Origin of the sequence: Pseudomonas sp. JQ170C (assembly GCF_035581345.1) — a bacterium.
GTDB lineage: Bacteria > Pseudomonadota > Gammaproteobacteria > Pseudomonadales > Pseudomonadaceae > Aquipseudomonas.
The window spans coordinates 4799054-4814583 of sequence record NZ_CP141608.1 but is presented as its reverse complement, the minus strand read 5'-3'; the positions used below and the strand labels follow the sequence as shown (position 1 = coordinate 4814583).

Sequence of the window (15530 nt, the reverse complement as noted above, 5' to 3'; positions counted from 1 at the left end):
GGAGCGGGCTTGCCCCGCGATGGCCGGTTTACTCAGCCAACTTGTAGGCGATCACATAGTCGCCCATCTTGGTGCCCAGCGAACCGTGACCGCCGGCGGTCACCAGGACGTACTGCTTGCCGTCCTTGCCGGTGTAGGTCATCGGGGTTGCCTGGCCGCCAGCCGGCAGGCGCGCTTTCCACAACTCCTTGCCGGTGTTGGTGTCATAGGCACGCAGGTACTGATCCAGGGTGCCGCTCAGGAAGCCCAGGCCACCGGCGGTGACGATGGAACCGCCCATGCTCGGCACGCCGATGGGCAGGCCGATAGGGATGGGCGAGCTGTCACGGCTGGTGCCGTTCTTGTGCTTCCACACCACTTTTTTGCTGAGCAGGTCGATGCCGGCCACATAGCCCCAGGCAGGGGCCTGGCACGGTACGCCCAGGGGCGACATGAACGGGTGCATGATCACCGCATACGGGGCGCCGGTGTTCGGCTGCACACCGCTGGTTTCGCTTTCACGCTTGCTGCCGGCAGCCACGTCGGCGCGGGGCACCATCTTCGACACGAACGCCATGTAGTTGGGGCTGGTGAACATCATCTGGCGCACCGGGTCGACCGACACGCTGCCCCAGTTGAACACGCCGACGTTACCCGGGTAGACCAGGCTGCCCTGGAGCGACGGCGGGGTGTACTGGCCTTCGTAGCGCAGCTCGCGGAACTGGATGCGGCAGAGCATCTGGTCGAACGGGCTGGCGCCCCACATGGCCTGTTCGGTCAGGTCCGGACCCAGCAGGTTCAGATCCGAGCGGGCCTGGGTCGGGGCAGTGCGGTCGCCTTCGACGGCGCCTTGCGGGGCCGGGATTTCGCGGATCGGCACGATCGGGGTGCCGTCGCGACGGTCCAGCACGTACAGGCTGCCCTGTTTGGTCGGGGCGATCAGCGCAGGCTTCACGCCATCGTCGGACTTCAGGTCAATCAGTGTTGGCTGGCTGCCGACGTCCATGTCCCAGAGGTCGTGGTGGGTGAACTGGTAGTTCCAGCGCACCTTGCCGTTGGTCAGGTCCAGGGCGACGATGCCGGCGCTGAACTTCTCGGCGCCCGGGGTGCGGTCGGCGCCCCACTGGTCAGGGGTCTGGTTGCCCAGGGGCAGGTACACCATGCCGAGTTTTTCGTCGACACTGGCCAGCGACCACATGTTCGCCGAGTTGCGGCTGTAGGTCTTGCCCGGGGCCAGTGGCGCGGTTTCGTCCGGGTTGTTGCTGTCCCAGTTCCACACCAGGCGGCCGTCGTGCACGTCGTAGGCGCGGATGACGCCGGACGGTTCGTTGGTCGACTCGTTATCGGTGACATGGCCGCCGATGATCACCAGTTCGCGGGTGATCGCCGCAGGCGAGGTGGAGTAGTAACCGCCGGCGGTGAACGGGCCGATGCCGGTGGTCAGGTCGATCACACCCTGGTTGCCGAAGCCTTCGCACACCTTGCCGGTGTCGGCGTTCAGTGCAATCAGACGGGCGTCAGCGGTGGGCAGGTACAGGCGACGCGGGCAGGCGCGGGCCACGGCCTGGCCGGCATCGCTGATCTTCGGCGCCGGGCTGCCGTCGACGCTGACGTAGTTGTTCTCGTCGTAGTACGACACACCACGGCAGGTCATGTGGGCGAAGCCCTTGAAGCCTACCGGGCTCTTGATCTGCGGATCGAAGCGCCAGATCTCGGCACCGGTGTCCGGGTCCAGGGCCAGCACTTTGCTGTGGGCGGTGCAGGCATAGAGCATGCCGTTGACCTTGAGCGGGGTGTTCTGGTTGGTCAGTTCCACCGGGTCGTTGGCGGTCGGCAGGTCACCGGTACGGATGCGCCAGGCTTCTTCAAGCTTGTGCACGTTGTTCGGGGTGATCTGGCGCAGCGGCGAGTAGCGGTCGCCGTACTCGGTGCGGCCATAGGCCTGCCACTCGCCATCGGGCATCTGTGGTGCGTTGCTGGCGAACTCGGTGGTGTCGCGGCCCAGCTCGCCCTGGATTTCACCCGGGTTGGTGAACTGGCTGGCCACGGCGGTGGCGCCAGACAGCACCACGGCCAGGCTCAGCAGGCCGGTGTTGACCTTTGACGGGTTGCCGGCCAGCGGACGGCGCGCCCACGGCAGCAACAGCACAACGCCCAGGGCGAACCACAGGGCCAGGCGTGGAACCAGCTGCCACCAGTCCAGGCCGACTTCCCACAGTGCCCACAGGGTGCTGCCCAGCAGCACCAGGCCGTACAGGCCCAGGGCATTGCGGCGCAGGGCCAGCAGCAGGACGCCGGACAGGGCAAAGCCAATACCGGCGATCAGGTAATACAGCGAGCCGCCGAGCTGGCTCAGCTTGATGCCACCGGCCAGCAGGGCCAGGCCCATCAGCAGCAACAGCACGCCGATCAGGCGCGGCAGCCAGCGGGTTCTACTCAAGGCACCATCAGTGCTCATCGTGTGTTCTCCGTTAGGTCAAAAGGGGTCAGGCCGGGGCCCGGTTCAGTCAGTTGTCTGGTTAGAAGCTGCTCTGGATCTTGATCCCGCCGATCAGCGCGTCATCGACCTGGTTCACGCCACCGGGATGACGGATGTATTGCAGGTTCGGGCGCACGGTCAGCCAGTCGGCCAAGTGGATGCCGTAGTACAGCTCGGCGCTGTACTCGGTGTCCTGCACCGGGCGGTAGGCGGGATTGTCGAAATCGGTGATGCCTGAGGCTTCGTTGATGGCCCGGGCGTTCTTGCGGTAGGCAGGGTTGACGTGCACGCGGGCGAGGGCGAAGCCGATGTCGTCCTTGGCACGGGCATCGAAGGGCCCCTTGTACACCACACCTGCCTGAACATAGTTGTCGATGGCATTGGTCTTCTTGTCGTGCAACGTGGCGTTGGCGAACACGCTCAGGCCACGGGAGTGGTCGGACGCTTGCGACGTCACCTGCTGCTGGGCACCGAGCCAGAAACCGTGCTTGCTCGAGCTGCTGCGATAAGCCTGGCCGCTGAGTGCTGCCGGTTGGTCGTTGCTGTCCTTGTAGACATCAGTTGCCTTGGCATTACTGTAGTAGTAACCGGCGCGATATTCCCCTTTCAGGCCGTTGACTGCCGGGCTCCAGACCAGTTCGACCGGGATCACCGCACCCTGGGTGCCGCTGCCGCTGAGCTTGAAGCCGTTGTCGCGATCCAGGTTGGAAGGGTTCTGCTCGTAGGCGCCGATTTGCGCGTACAGCTCGGGTGTGAGGTTGTACTTGACCCGCAGGGCCCACTGGCTGACGGGCCAGTTGTACCAGATGTCACCCGCCCAGTTGCCCACCTGGGAGCCGCAGAACGCCAGGTTCTGGAAGTCGCAGGGGAAACTGTTGAAGTCTTCGCCCTGGCCGAAGCGGCCGAATTTCACATCCAGGGCGCCGTCGAAGTATTTCTGCTTGATCCACATCTGCGTCAGCCGCCAGGTCTGACCGCGGCCCCAGACTTCCTGGGCCGAGGTGAAGCCTCCGACCCGCGGGTCGTTGATACGGTCGTTGCTGATGTTGTTGCCGTGGCGCTCGGTCACGGTCAGCTGGAACTCGGCATCGTGCCAGCCGAGGATCTTCTGCAGGTCCAGGTGAGTGCCCAGGGCGAACTGGCCGCTGTAGCGTGCGGTTTGATCGTCGTCATAACCGCCGTCGAGATTGGCGCCCATCTCGCCGGTGTAGCCGAGGGTGAAGTCGTAGCCGCGTTCTGCCAGCTCCGTGCGGGTGCCGCCCCAATCGCCAAGCATCCATGGCGAGTCGCTGGCGAACATCGCCGCAGCCTGGGCGCAAGGGGCCAGGCTGGCAATGGCCAGACCCGAAAGCAGTGTCCGGGTGGCGGGGGAAAAGCGGAAACGATGAATCTGAGGCATGAGATAGCGCTATCTTTTGATTATTGAAAAAACGGCAAGTCGGCCGCGTCCTGAGGATCGTCGGCGATAAGGCTGCAGGGGAGTTGACTGAAGCGGTTCAGCTTGCGGCGGGGAGGATATAGCTGAATTTGTAAGAAAAAAAGTCAAATCGGCAAAAGGCACCGTTGCGCAACGTCGTAGGAGCGGGCTTGCCCCGCGATTGCGGTGCGCCTCTCACATCGCTATCGCGGGGCAAGCCCGCTCCTACGGTCAGAAGGTGGTGCGCAGGCCTACTTCTACGCTGCGTCCCGGTGCCGGGGCGATGTCGCGCAGGATGGAGCTGGCGTAGCGCACGGTCTGGTCGGTGAGGTTTTCACCCCGCACGAAGGCCAGCCACTGGCTCTGGCCGACCTCGAAGCGATACCCCACGCTGGCGCCCAGGGTGGTGTAGCCATCGGTGCTGGTCTCATTGGCGGGCTTTTTGTGCTGGGCGCTGGCGTGTTGCACATCGACCCTCGCCTGCCAGCGGTCCAGCTCCCACAGCAAGCCACTGTTCAGGCGCAGCGGGGCGATACGCGGCAGGTCTTCGCCGCTGTCCAGGTTCTTGGCCCGGGTGTAGTCGCCCGACAACTCCAGGGCAAAGCTGCCATAGCGGTTTTGCAGCAGTTGCCAGCGGTCCTGGGCCTCGATGCCGTAGAAGCGCGCAGCTACACCGCGGTACAGGTACTCGGGGACGTCGCCGGCGTGGTCGTGATCATGGTCATGGTCATGGTCATGATCGTGATCTTCACCGCCATGGTCGTGGCCCTCGCGCATGTTGCCGCTGGCCAGCAGCCCGATGTAATTGCGGAAGTGGCTGTAGAACACCCCGACGCTGCCTTTGTGCACGCCGTTGTCAAAGCGCAGGGCCAGGTCGCTGGAGATCGCTTTTTCCTTGCTCAGGTTCGGGTCGCCCACTTCATAGGTGCCGGTGGCGACGTGGGCACCGTTGGCGTACAGCTCGTAGAAGGTCGGGGCGCGTTCGGTGTACCCCAGGGTGGCCGCCAGCGACCAGATGGGCGTCAGCTCATAGACGGCGCCGGACGACAGGCTGGCGGCGGTGAAGCTGGCCGCGCTGTCGGCGTGGGCGAAGCGTTCGCTGCCCTGGCTGTCGGGGTCCACTCGCGTGTGTTCCAGTCGTCCGCCCAGGCTCAGGTTCAGGCGTTCGGTGGCCTGCCACTGCTCGAGCATGAACAGCGCCAGGGTGTCGGTATCGGTCTGCGGCACGAAGGCTTCTTCGCCCAGGGCGGAAAACTCGTTGCGGCTGACCTGCGCGCCAATCACACCCTCAACCGGCCCCAGCGGCTGATGCCGGGCCTCGACCCGCGCTTCGTAGCCTTTGTTCTTGAAGGTGGTGTGTACGTCGCCACCCTCCAGTTCGCGGTGCTGGTAGTCGGTGTAGCCGACATCGAATTTCAGCGAACTGAACGGGCCTTCCAGGTCCCGCAGTTCAGAGGCGAAGCCGTAGTGATCCTGCTGCATGTCCAGGCGCACGCCGGGCTCGGCCACCGAACCGTAGTTGGAGTCGTAGCGGCTGAAGGAAAGGCCCGCATAGCCGTGATCCCAGTGGTAGGCACCACCCACGGCACCGCCATCCTGGCGGCCATCACTGTTTTCCAGTTTGTTGCGGCTGCCCGGGTCGTCGGCATCGCGCACTTTGGCGCTTCGCGCATAGCCGGGAATGCGCAGGTCGTTGAACTGCCGGCTGTTGGCGTCCAGGTGCAGGGCGAAGCGGCCGTCACCGGCTTCAAGCTTGCCGGCGCTGCTGCGGGTGGTATCGGCGCCGCCGTAGCGCAATTCGCCCGCACCTTGAATGCCGTCGATGGGCGCGGTGGGGATGCGATTGTCGAAGCTGTTGACCACACCGCCAATGGCGTTGCCGCCATAGAGCAGGGCGGCCGGGCCGCGGACGATTTCGATGCGATCCACGGTGGCCGGGTCCAGAGGCACGGCGTGGTCATACGACAGTGACGAGGCATCGAGGGCTCCGACGCCGTTGCGCAGAATGCGGATACGGTCGCCGTCCAGCCCGCGGATTATCGGGCGGCTGGCGCCGGGACCGAACCAGGTGGAAGAGACGCCCGGTTGATTGCTCAGGGTCTGGCCGAGGCTGCCTTTTTGCTGCAGGGCCAGGTCGTCGCCTTCAAGTACGGTGGTCGGCGCGGCCAGTTCGCCGGTGCCCAGCGGGTTGGCGGTGATGACCTGGGTTTGAAGCTCGACCGCCAGGCTCAAGGGAGAGACGAGCCAGAGGGCGGCGGCAAGGGGGGAGAGGCGCATGAGGGGGAGAAGTCCTTGGCAGTGTTATAGTGTTGTTACAATATAACATTGCTTATTCATCTGTGGCAGCGGGCTTTTCTCGCGATCAGCCATAATCCAGGCAACAGCTGCACTGGCCTGATCGCAAGGCAAGCCCGTTCCTGCGTGTAAACGACGGGAGACTGGGCTAAGGTGCGCACCTTTTGATCCACTGGAGCACAGCAATGACCACTGCCAACCCCAATCCGCTGCATGGCGTGACCCTGGAGCAGATCCTCACCAAGCTGGTGGAGCACTACCAATGGGAAGGGCTGGCCCAGCGCATTGATATTCGCTGCTTCAAGAGTGATCCGAGCATCAAGTCGAGCCTGACTTTCCTGCGCAAGACCCCCTGGGCGAGGGAGAAAGTCGAACGCCTGTACCTGAAGCTGCAGCGCGGCCGCTAACGCCATGGACGGGCGCAGGGGCGCGATGGGTCTGGCCGCATGCCTGGGCTGGAGCGCGCTGGCGATCCAGATGTACCTTGTCTTGCTGGTACGTTGGCAGGAGCAGGCCAGCCTGATCGGCGGCCTGGTGAACTTCTTCAGTTACTTCACCGTGCTGAGCAATACCCTGGTTGCGGTGGTGCTCACGCAGGCGGCATTTGGCAGGGCGTCGGCCTCGCGGCGATTTTTTCTCGCACCCAGCGTCAGTGGCGGCATCGCGGCCAGTATCGTCCTGGTCGGGCTTGCCTACAGCCTGTTATTGCGTCACCTGTGGCACCCACAAGGTTGGCAATGGCTGGCGGATGAGTTGCTGCACGACGTCATGCCGCTGTTGTTCGTCGTGTACTGGTGGTGCTGCGTAGACAAGGGCACCTTGCGCATCAAGCACCTGCTGGCCTGGCTGCTGTATCCGGTGGGGTATTTTGCCTATGCGCTGCTGCGCGGGCATTCGATAGGTGTCTATCCCTACCCCTTTATCGATGTGGCGACCCTTGGCTATGGGCAGGTGTTGATCAACGCCCTGGCGATACTGCTGGGCTTCATCGCCATCGGCCTGCTGATCCTGGGCCTGGATCATTGGCAGGGCGGGCGCCTGGCCAAGGCCAGGACGCAACCCTGATGGTGCCGTGTTACGCGTCGTCGTTCGGATCAAGGCGCCAGTAGGCGGCGGCTTTGATCAGGTCTTCCTTCACGCCTTTCTCGTCGATCAACAAACGCTTGGCCTGGCGGGTCAGGCTCTTCTCCAGCGCGACCCAGGTGTACAACTGACCCTCAGGCAGCGTCAGCGCTTTCACCACGTCGAGCAGCGCTTGTTGATGGCGCTGCACCCAGATCACTTCCACCTGGGCCTTGCTTGCCAGGGGCTGTTGCTCCTGCGCGTCTTCGATCTCGATCACCGCCAGTACCTTGCGGGTGGCTGGCAGTTCTTCCAGGCGCCGGGCAATGGCCGGAATCGCCGTTTCGTCGCCGATCAGCAGGTAACTGTCAAAGATATCCGGCACCACCATGGAGGCACGTGGGCCCGCGATGTTCAGGACCTGGCCGACTTCCACCTGGGCAGCCCAGGTGGAGGCAGGGCCATCGCCGTGCAGCACAAAGTCGATATCCAGCTCACCAGCCGCCAGGTCGATGCGGCGCGGGGTGTACTCGCGCATGGTCGGGCGCCAGGTGTCGCGGCCAAAGTCGAGGTTGTCCAGCGCCACTTGCTCTTCTGGCGAGGTGGCGAACAGCAGCTTGATGTGATCGTCACTGCCGACACTGATGAAGCCTTGCAGTTGCGGCCCGCCGACGGTGATGCGGCGCATGCGCGGGGTCAGGTCGGTGACCTTCAGTACATCCAGGCGGCGGTGTTTGATTTCGTGGTTCACGCGATGGATCGCGGTGTTTTCGCTGACACTCATTGGGACTTCTCCGTAGGCGCCGTGGCCGGTCCTGCAACGATGGCCTTGGCAGTGTTGTTGAGCAGGGTACGCACCCGCTCGATTTCTTCCGGGTTCCAGCGGCCGCTGTGCATCTGCAGGGCATGACGCAGGTTGTGTACCGCTTCGTGGATCTCTGCTGGACGGTCGTGGCCGAACAGCGAGCGCTTGCTGACCTCGATGCGCATGCGCACGCCATCCAGGGCGACAGCCTGCTCGGCCAGGGCCGTGACACCGGCAGGCGTGACGCTGTAGAGCTTCTTGCTGCCATGGACCTGGCCGACGATCAGCTCGCTCTCTTCAAGAAAGGTCAAGGTGGGGTAGATCACGCCGGGGCTTGGGCTGTAGTTGCCGCCAAACAGGGTTTCGATCTGGCGGATCAGGTCGTAGCCGTGGCAGGGCTGCTCGGCCAGCATCGACAACAGCAGCAGTTTCAGGTCGCCGGGGGCGAATACGCGCGGGCCGCGATCGCCACGGCCATGGCGGCGTTCAAAACCGTCATGGCGTTCGCCATGGTCACGGTGGGCATGATGGTCACGCATGGGAATCTCCGATTGCGTTAGATGTATCTCCAGATATTACTCAAGATATATCTTTAGGCAAGCGTTGAGATTGAGAATATTTCTCATGACGTTGGCGGGCGAAAGAAAACCCGGGTGCAGTCAATGCACCCGGGTGGGTTGAATCGGCTTACTGCTGGGCCACTTGGGGAGCCTTGCACAGGGTGTGGCTGCCCGGTTGCAGGTAAGGCGTGAGGATCGGCGCCATGCCCTTGAGCACCTGCACCGGCAATGCCGACGTGAACTTGAACTGCTCGGCGGCCCGGCCCGGTACGAAGGCGGTGAGGGTGCCGAAGTGGTTGTCGCCCAGGAAGAACACGAAGGTCGCCGTGCGGTTAATGGCCTTGGACCCCAGCAAACGGCCACCGGCACCCCAGCTTTCGAGGCGGTTGTCACCGGTACCGGTCTTGCCACCCATGACCATGGGCGTACCGTCGTTGAGCTTGAAGCTGCCAGACACCCGGCGCGCGGTCCCGGCATCGACCACTTGCGAAAGGGCCCCGCGCAGCGCTTGGGCGACTTCTACCGAAAGCACCCGCTGGCCCAGGTCAGGGTCCCCGGCGAGACGTGTTTCGTAAGGCGTGTCGGCGGCAAAGTGAAGGGTGTCGATACGCAGCACCGGCAGGCGGATGCCGTCGTTCTGAATGATGCCGACCAGCTCGGCCAAGGCCGCCGGGCGGTCGCCGGAGCTACCGATGGCGGTGGCCAGCGACGGCACCAGGTGATCGAACGGATAGCCGACCCGCTTCCAGCGCCGATGGATATCCAGGAAGGCTTCGATTTCCACCAGGGTACGGATACGGCTGTCGCGAGCGCCTTTGTGCTTGCTCTTGAACAGCCAGCCGTAGACTTCCTGGCGCTCGAACTGACTGGCTTGCACCGCGTCCTGGAAGCTGGCGCTGGGGTTCTTGAGCAAGTAGCCCAGCAGCCACAGGTCCAGCGGATGGACCTTGGCGACAAAGCCCTGGTCGGGCAGGTCGAACTTGCCCGGGCCGTAGGCGTAGTACATGTCGTCCAGACGTTTCTCGGTCACCGTGTCTTGCTTGCTGGGCGCCCGCTTGTTGTCCAGCCGGTCCTTTTTCAGGTGCGCCTGGACGAAGGCATTGAAGGTGGCCTGGTCGGCTTCGGGGAACAGGTAACGGTGCACGGCGGCCAGGCGGATCGGGGTGATCCGCAGGCTGTCGAGGAAGGTGTCCAGGCGCTGCTGGGAAGTCTTGCGCTGGTACTTTTTCCAGAACCTGCGCAGGTAGTCGGTGCCTTCCTTGTCGGCAAAGCGCGCCAGGTACTCCTGGCGCCGTGGCTCGGCGTCGTCCCTGAGCAGCGCCACGCTGTTGCCCGGCGTCTGGTAGGTGCTGTAGCGCACCAGATCACGCATCAGGCGAATGAAGGGCAGGTTGATCGACTCGCGCAGCGCGTCCTTGAGCGTCGGGATGCGGCCGTTGTCTTCCTTGCGAAAGTTGTTGAACACATGCATGCCGCCGCCGGTGAAGAACGCTTCGCCAGGGCTTGCCGAATATTTGCGGTTGAGCGCTGCATCGAGCATCGCGACGATGTTGCGATCCTTATTCTGGATCAGGTAGTCGATGGCCCATCGGGTGATGAAGTCCAGTTCAGCTACCTCGACCTTCTTCAGGTCTGCGGCGGGGGTATCGGCATACTTGTCGTGCAGCTCGGCGACGATTTCCAGGTAGCTGGTCAGCACCCGCAGCTTGGCGGTGGAACCCAGCTCCAGCTTGCTGCCTTCATTGATGTCGAAGGGCTGGTCGGTGCTGTCGGTCTGCACTCGCACCCGCGAGCCATTAGCGGTGCGTTCGAGCAAGGTGAAGCTGTAGCGGACCTGGGTGGTGCTGGTGGGGGTCAGCAAGCGCTCGCCAAACAGCCCGATTTTCTCCGCAAAGGCCGGGTCGGCGAGGTCCTTGAGGTACTGGCTGACCTGCCCTTGCAGGTCCGACTGCAAGGTGCTGGTGGCTGAGAGGTCGAGGCGGTCGAGGTCGTAGAGCGGCCGGGCCAGGGCCAGGGACAAGCGGCTGCGGGCCACGCTGATGCCCTTGTTGGTGACGATTGGCACGATGGTGGGTTGCGCCACCCAGTCGCGGAAGGTGGCCTTGCTGGCCAGCGCGGCATCGGCCAACGGGCGGTCGACAATATTGCTGGCCGCCAGGACGCGGATGTGGCTGTCGGTCAGTTCGGCCAGCTCGTTGCGACCTTTGGACAAAAAGTGCGAAGGCCGACGCTGGGCAATCATCAACGACAGCACCTGGCGCAGCGCCAGGCCCCGCGCCGCCATGCTTTGAGGGTCGGTTGCGGTTGAGGTCAGGATGTCGTTGACCTGGGCAAAGTCGGCGCCGTACCAGACCCGCAGGCCTTCGGCCATGCCATGCACTTCACCGTGGCCGGGCACCGCCGAGAGCGGCACGCTGTTGAGGTAATCACGCACGATGCGCTGGCGGGACTCGAGGGTCTCGGGCCCTCCCTGGTAGGCGCGCACGCTGGCGGAAATCATCTGGCGGATCTTCTCGCTGCCCGACACGGTCAGGCCGTCGGGCGAGTGACGGTATTTTTCCAGCTGGGTTGCCAGGGTGCTGCCGCCGGCGGACTGGCCGGGCAGGGCCAGGTACTTGGCCACCTGGCTGTAGGCGGCCTTGGCGAAGCGTGGCCAGTCCACCGCCGGGTTGGCGTAGGGGTCGTTGGGGTCGAGCAGGTCACGGTTTTCGATGAACAGCAGGCTGTTGACGATGACCGGGGGGATCGCGTCGAAGTCCGGGTACAGGTATTGCGGGTAGTGGTACTGGTAGAGCACGTCACCCTTGCAGTCGGTGATCGACAGGCCGGTCTGGATCTTTTCCTTGTAGGGCACGAAGAAGCCGTGCTCGGTGTAGTTCATCAGTGCGGGCGAAAAATGCACCTGCTCACTGATGACATAGTCGCGCTTGAGCAGGCGCGGCAGGAAGTCGCCCAGGGCGCTGTAGCCCAGGCGTTGGTCGAAGGGGCCGTCGCCGGGGTAGATGATCGCATCGCTGGGCCCCGGTTGCAGGGAGTAGGTCAGGGTCGAGGCGAGCTGGCTGAGTTCGCGTGACTGCATCCGCGAGGTGTGCATTTCATTGGCGATGGCCAGTCCAAGGGCGATCAGGCTGAGCAGCAGCACCAGCCAGACCAGCCTCCACCACAGATGACGCTGGCGAGGGCTTTTCGGCACTGGTGATTCTTCAAGAGATTCAGGGGGAGCTTCCTTGCTGGATGGTTCCGATTGCCACAATGCGCCCATAGTTTTCAGCCCGGCTACTTATTTTCGTCTTGCTTGCCTGAAGCTTAGACGGTGAGCGGGTTTGGTGAAAAATTTGTGGAACCTGTAAGGCATGGTCTGAGAGGGCGTAGGCATGCGCCTTTGGTGGAAGGTTGTATTGCCTTGTTTTGGTGCTATGTTAGCCGCCCTTTTTCAGGGTGCTGGAGAAAGCACGGGGAATGTTCCTCCATGGATGCGGTTTTTGCCGAGAGTTCTCGCCAAATATCGTGCTCTTTATAGTGAAATGCCCTTAAGGGGCCTTTCTATACTGCTCGCCCCTTTCGCACTGCCGGCGCTTCACGCATCGGCAGACGGGGCCGCTCACAAGGTGGCACCCGGCAAGGTAGCGTATCCGCCTATCGGCGGTACCAGGCCTGCACGAACGGTCTATATCCAATAACAAAATGAGGTTGTATTTCTATGCCAGTCGGCAACCATCCTTCTCATGGTGAGACCGCCCAGGGCGGCCCACTCAAGCGAGAACTCGGCGAGCGACACATTCGCCTGATGGCGCTGGGCGCCTGTATCGGTGTCGGCCTGTTCCTGGGGTCGGCCAAGGCCATCGAAATGGCCGGTCCGGCAATCATGCTGTCTTACATCATCGGCGGTCTGGCGATCCTGGTGATCATGCGTGCCCTCGGTGAGATGGCGGTACACAACCCGGTCGCAGGTTCCTTCAGCCGTTACGCCCAGGATTACCTCGGCCCGTTGGCGGGCTTTCTTACCGGCTGGAACTACTGGTTCCTGTGGCTGGTGACGTGCGTGGCTGAAATCACCGCAGTGGCCATCTACATGGGCATCTGGTTCCCCGACGTACCCCGCTGGATCTGGGCCCTGGCGGCCCTGGGCAGCATGGGCGCGATCAACCTGATCGCGGTCAAGGCCTTCGGTGAGTTCGAGTTCTGGTTCGCCCTGATCAAGATCGTCACCATCATTGCCATGGTACTGGGCGGCATCGGCATCATCGCCTTCGGCTTTGGTAACGACGGTGTGGCCATGGGGATCTCCAACTTGTGGAGCAACGGCGGCTTCATGCCTAACGGCGTGACCGGCGTGCTGATGTCGCTGCAAATGGTGATGTTCGCCTACCTGGGCGTAGAAATGATCGGCCTGACTGCCGGTGAAGCGCGCAACCCGCAAAAGACCATTCCCCAGGCCATCGGCTCGGTGTTCTGGCGCATCCTGCTGTTCTATGTGGGCGCGCTGTTCGTGATCCTGTCCATCTACCCATGGAATGAAATCGGCAGCCAGGGCAGCCCGTTCGTGATGACCTTCGAGCGTCTGGGCATCAAGACGGCAGCCGGCATCATCAACTTCGTGGTGATCACCGCGGCGCTGTCGTCGTGCAACGGCGGTATCTTCAGCACCGGGCGCATGCTCTACAGCCTGGCGCAGAATGGCCAGGCCCCGGCCACCTTTGCCCGCACCTCGAGCAACGGCGTGCCGCGCAATGCCTTGCTGCTGTCCATCGCCGCCTTGCTGCTGGGCGTGCTGGCCAACTATCTGGTACCGGAAAAGGTCTTTGTCTGGGTGACTGCAATCGCTACCTTCGGTGCGATCTGGACCTGGGTGATGATCCTGCTGGCGCAGCTCAAGTTCCGCGCCGGCCTGTCCACCGCTGAACGCGATGCCCTGAAGTACCGCATGTGGCTGTGGCCGCTGAGCTCGTACCTGGCGCTGGCGTTCCTGATCCTGGTGGTGGGTCTGATGGCTTACTTCGAGGAGACCCGCGTGGCCCTGTACATCGGCCCGGCCTTCCTGGTCATGCTGACCGTGCTGTACTACGTGTTCAAACTGTCGCCAAAGGCCGACAACGCGCAGCTGGCGCGTACCGCCTCCTGATGTGAACCCTGTGGTGTGGGAGCGGGCTTGCCCCGCGATTGCGATCTGTCACATCGCATCGCGGGGCAAGCCTGCGCCTACCCCGCGAAACATTCAGGCGGCAACCTCGCTGTTGGGCTCGAAACTGTCAGCCCGCGCCATCGCCCACATCCTCGAATAGAACTCGCCACTGATCTGTCCGCTGAGCAATTCGCCGGGCTTGAGGAATACGTGCATCTGCGAGAACAGCTTGATCTCGGTGGCCGAGACACGTCGCACCAGGTGCTTGGCTTCCAGCTGGGACGGGTGGTCGAGGCCGGCGGCGGCGAGCATTTCGGCCAGGGCCTTGAGGGTGCTGTGGTGGAAGTTGAACACCCGCTGGGCTTTGTCCGGCACCACCAGGGCGCGCTGGCGCAGGGCATCCTGGGTGGCGACGCCGGTCGGGCATTTGTTGGTGTGGCAGCTCTGGGACTGGATGCAGCCGATGGCGAACATGAAGCCGCGCGCCGAGTTGGCCCAGTCGGCACCGATGGCCAGCACGCTGGCGATGTCGAAAGCACTGACGATCTTGCCGCTGGCACCCAACTTGATCTTGTCGCGCAGATTCAAGCCCACCAGGGTGTTGTGTACGAACAGCAAGCCTTCGCGCAAGGGCACGCCGATGTGGTCGGTGAACTCCACCGGCGCCGCTCCGGTGCCGCCTTCCTTGCCGTCGACCACGATGAAGTCCGGCAGGATGCCGGTTTCCAGCATGGCCTTGGCGATGCCCATGAATTCCCACGGGTGACCCAGGCAGAACTTGAAGCCCACCGGCTTGCCGCCCGACAGCTCACGCAACCGGGCAATGAACTGCATCATCTCGACAGGGGTGGAGAAGGCGCTGTGGCGCGACGGTGAAATGCAGTCTTCGCCCATCATCACGCCACGGGTCTCGGCAATCTCGCGGGTGACTTTGTGTTTGGGCAGGATGCCGCCGTGGCCGGGTTTGGCACCCTGGCTCATCTTGATCTCGATCATGCGCACTTGCGGGCTGCGGGCTTGCTCGGCAAAGCGCTCGGGGTCGAAACGGCCATCGGCGGTGCGGCAACCAAAATAGCCACTGCCCAGCTCCCAGGTCAGGTCGCCGCCATGCTCACGGTGATAGGGGCTGATGCTGCCTTCGCCGGTGTCATGGGCGAAATTGCCCAGCTTGGCACCCTGGTTGAGGGCGCGAATGGCATTGGCGCTGAGCGAGCCGAAGCTCATGGCCGAAATGTTGAACACCGAAGCCGAATACGGCTGGGTGCATTGCGGGCCACCGACGATCACCCGGAAGGCTGTCGGGTCGCTCAAGGGCGCCGGACGCATGGAATGACCGATGAACTCGAAGCCCGATTGGTAGACGTCGATCAGGGTGCCGAACGGCTTGTCCGAGGCTTCGTTCTTGGCCCGGGCGTAGACCAGCGAGCGCTGGGCCCGGGAAAACGGCAGGGCATCGCTGTCCGACTCAAGCAGGTATTGGCGGATTTCCGGGCGAATGCCTTCGACCAGGTAGCGGATGTTGCCCAGGATCGGGTAGTTGCGCCGCACCGCGTGGCGGCTTTGCAGCAGATCGAACAGGCCGATCAGGCTGAGGATGGCGGTCGCCAGGGTGAATGGCCACAGCCACTCATGGTGCAGGAAGGGCAGGCTCGCCAGGGTGAACAGGACACAGGCGGCGAAAAAGGCATAGCGGCTCAGAAGTGACAGGCTCATGCGGGTTCCTTTCGATGGCTCGGTCAGGCTCGGGGCCTGGAACAATTTCCGACCTTAGCCCGGTTGCACGCGCCAGCGCCAGCCCATGAACATGAAGC

The 15530-nt window shown here is 63.3% G+C and carries 10 protein-coding genes; 3 read left to right on the top strand and 7 right to left on the bottom strand.

What is annotated here, in order from left to right; genetic code table 11:
- Positions 1-28: 28 nt before the first annotated feature.
- The 3 genes from U9R80_RS21860 to U9R80_RS21850 form a co-directional block, all read right to left on the bottom strand.
- A complete protein-coding gene (locus tag U9R80_RS21860) occupies positions 29-2437 on the bottom strand; it encodes a glucose/quinate/shikimate family membrane-bound PQQ-dependent dehydrogenase (protein WP_301841230.1) in 2409 nt (802 codons plus the stop codon).
- 61 nt (positions 2438-2498) lie between these two features.
- The gene (locus U9R80_RS21855; RefSeq protein ID WP_301841231.1) at positions 2499-3857 is read right to left on the bottom strand and encodes a carbohydrate porin; all 1359 of its coding nucleotides are present in this window, start codon (positions 3855-3857) and stop codon (positions 2499-2501) included.
- Between the two features lie 249 nt (positions 3858-4106).
- Positions 4107-6152, bottom strand: coding sequence for a TonB-dependent receptor (locus tag U9R80_RS21850; RefSeq protein ID WP_301841232.1), 2046 nt, complete (start codon positions 6150-6152; stop codon positions 4107-4109).
- 203 nt (positions 6153-6355) lie between these two features.
- On the opposite strand from U9R80_RS21850, the gene U9R80_RS21845 reads away from it, so the two are divergent.
- Together U9R80_RS21845 and U9R80_RS21840 are read left to right on the top strand one after the other, a co-directional pair.
- Complete coding sequence (locus U9R80_RS21845) at positions 6356-6577, top strand: VF530 family protein (RefSeq protein ID WP_301841233.1); 222 nt, start codon at positions 6356-6358, stop codon at positions 6575-6577.
- A gap of 25 nt (positions 6578-6602) precedes the next feature.
- Positions 6603-7235 carry a Pr6Pr family membrane protein gene (locus U9R80_RS21840; protein WP_301841234.1) on the top strand — a complete coding sequence of 211 codons (633 nt, stop codon included), beginning with the start codon at positions 6603-6605 and terminating at the stop codon, positions 7233-7235.
- A gap of 10 nt (positions 7236-7245) precedes the next feature.
- Here U9R80_RS21840 and U9R80_RS21835 read toward each other — a convergent pair whose 3' ends face one another.
- From U9R80_RS21835 to U9R80_RS21825, 3 genes are all read right to left on the bottom strand, one after another.
- Entirely contained in the window at positions 7246-8016 is a 771-nt protein-coding gene (locus tag U9R80_RS21835; protein ID WP_301841235.1) for a siderophore-interacting protein, read from the bottom strand.
- Positions 8013-8576, bottom strand: a complete 564-nt coding sequence (locus U9R80_RS21830; protein WP_301841236.1) for a PadR family transcriptional regulator — start codon at positions 8574-8576, stop codon at positions 8013-8015. The genes U9R80_RS21835 and U9R80_RS21830 overlap by 4 nt, the downstream gene beginning before the upstream one ends.
- Positions 8577-8724: 148 nt before the next feature.
- Positions 8725-11859 carry a transglycosylase domain-containing protein gene (locus U9R80_RS21825; RefSeq protein ID WP_301841237.1) on the bottom strand — a complete coding sequence of 1045 codons (3135 nt, stop codon included), beginning with the start codon at positions 11857-11859 and terminating at the stop codon, positions 8725-8727.
- 438 nt (positions 11860-12297) lie between these two features.
- On the opposite strand from U9R80_RS21825, the gene U9R80_RS21820 reads away from it, so the two are divergent.
- Positions 12298-13719 (top strand): amino acid permease, encoded by a 1422-nt coding sequence (locus tag U9R80_RS21820; protein WP_301841238.1) that lies wholly within the window; start codon positions 12298-12300, stop codon positions 13717-13719.
- A 93-nt stretch (positions 13720-13812) separates the two neighbouring features.
- Here U9R80_RS21820 and U9R80_RS21815 read toward each other — a convergent pair whose 3' ends face one another.
- Positions 13813-15432: an FMN-binding glutamate synthase family protein gene (locus tag U9R80_RS21815; protein WP_301841241.1), complete on the bottom strand. Its 1620-nt coding sequence runs from the start codon at positions 15430-15432 to the stop codon at positions 13813-13815.
- Positions 15433-15530: the final 98 nt, after the last annotated feature.

Coding starts and splice junctions, on each gene's coding strand:
- U9R80_RS21850 (WP_301841232.1), bottom strand. CDS start 6,152: ATGCGCCTCTCCCCCCTTGCCGCCGCCCTCTGGCTCGTCTCTCCCTTG.
- U9R80_RS21825 (WP_301841237.1), bottom strand. CDS start 11,859: ATGGGCGCATTGTGGCAATCGGAACCATCCAGCAAGGAAGCTCCCCCT.
- U9R80_RS21835 (WP_301841235.1), bottom strand. CDS start 8,016: ATGAGTGTCAGCGAAAACACCGCGATCCATCGCGTGAACCACGAAATC.
- U9R80_RS21820 (WP_301841238.1), top strand. CDS start 12,298: ATGCCAGTCGGCAACCATCCTTCTCATGGTGAGACCGCCCAGGGCGGC.
- U9R80_RS21855 (WP_301841231.1), bottom strand. CDS start 3,857: ATGCCTCAGATTCATCGTTTCCGCTTTTCCCCCGCCACCCGGACACTG.
- U9R80_RS21845 (WP_301841233.1), top strand. CDS start 6,356: ATGACCACTGCCAACCCCAATCCGCTGCATGGCGTGACCCTGGAGCAG.
- U9R80_RS21815 (WP_301841241.1), bottom strand. CDS start 15,432: ATGAGCCTGTCACTTCTGAGCCGCTATGCCTTTTTCGCCGCCTGTGTC.
- U9R80_RS21840 (WP_301841234.1), top strand. CDS start 6,603: ATGGGTCTGGCCGCATGCCTGGGCTGGAGCGCGCTGGCGATCCAGATG.
- U9R80_RS21860 (WP_301841230.1), bottom strand. CDS start 2,437: ATGAGCACTGATGGTGCCTTGAGTAGAACCCGCTGGCTGCCGCGCCTG.
- U9R80_RS21830 (WP_301841236.1), bottom strand. CDS start 8,576: ATGCGTGACCATCATGCCCACCGTGACCATGGCGAACGCCATGACGGT.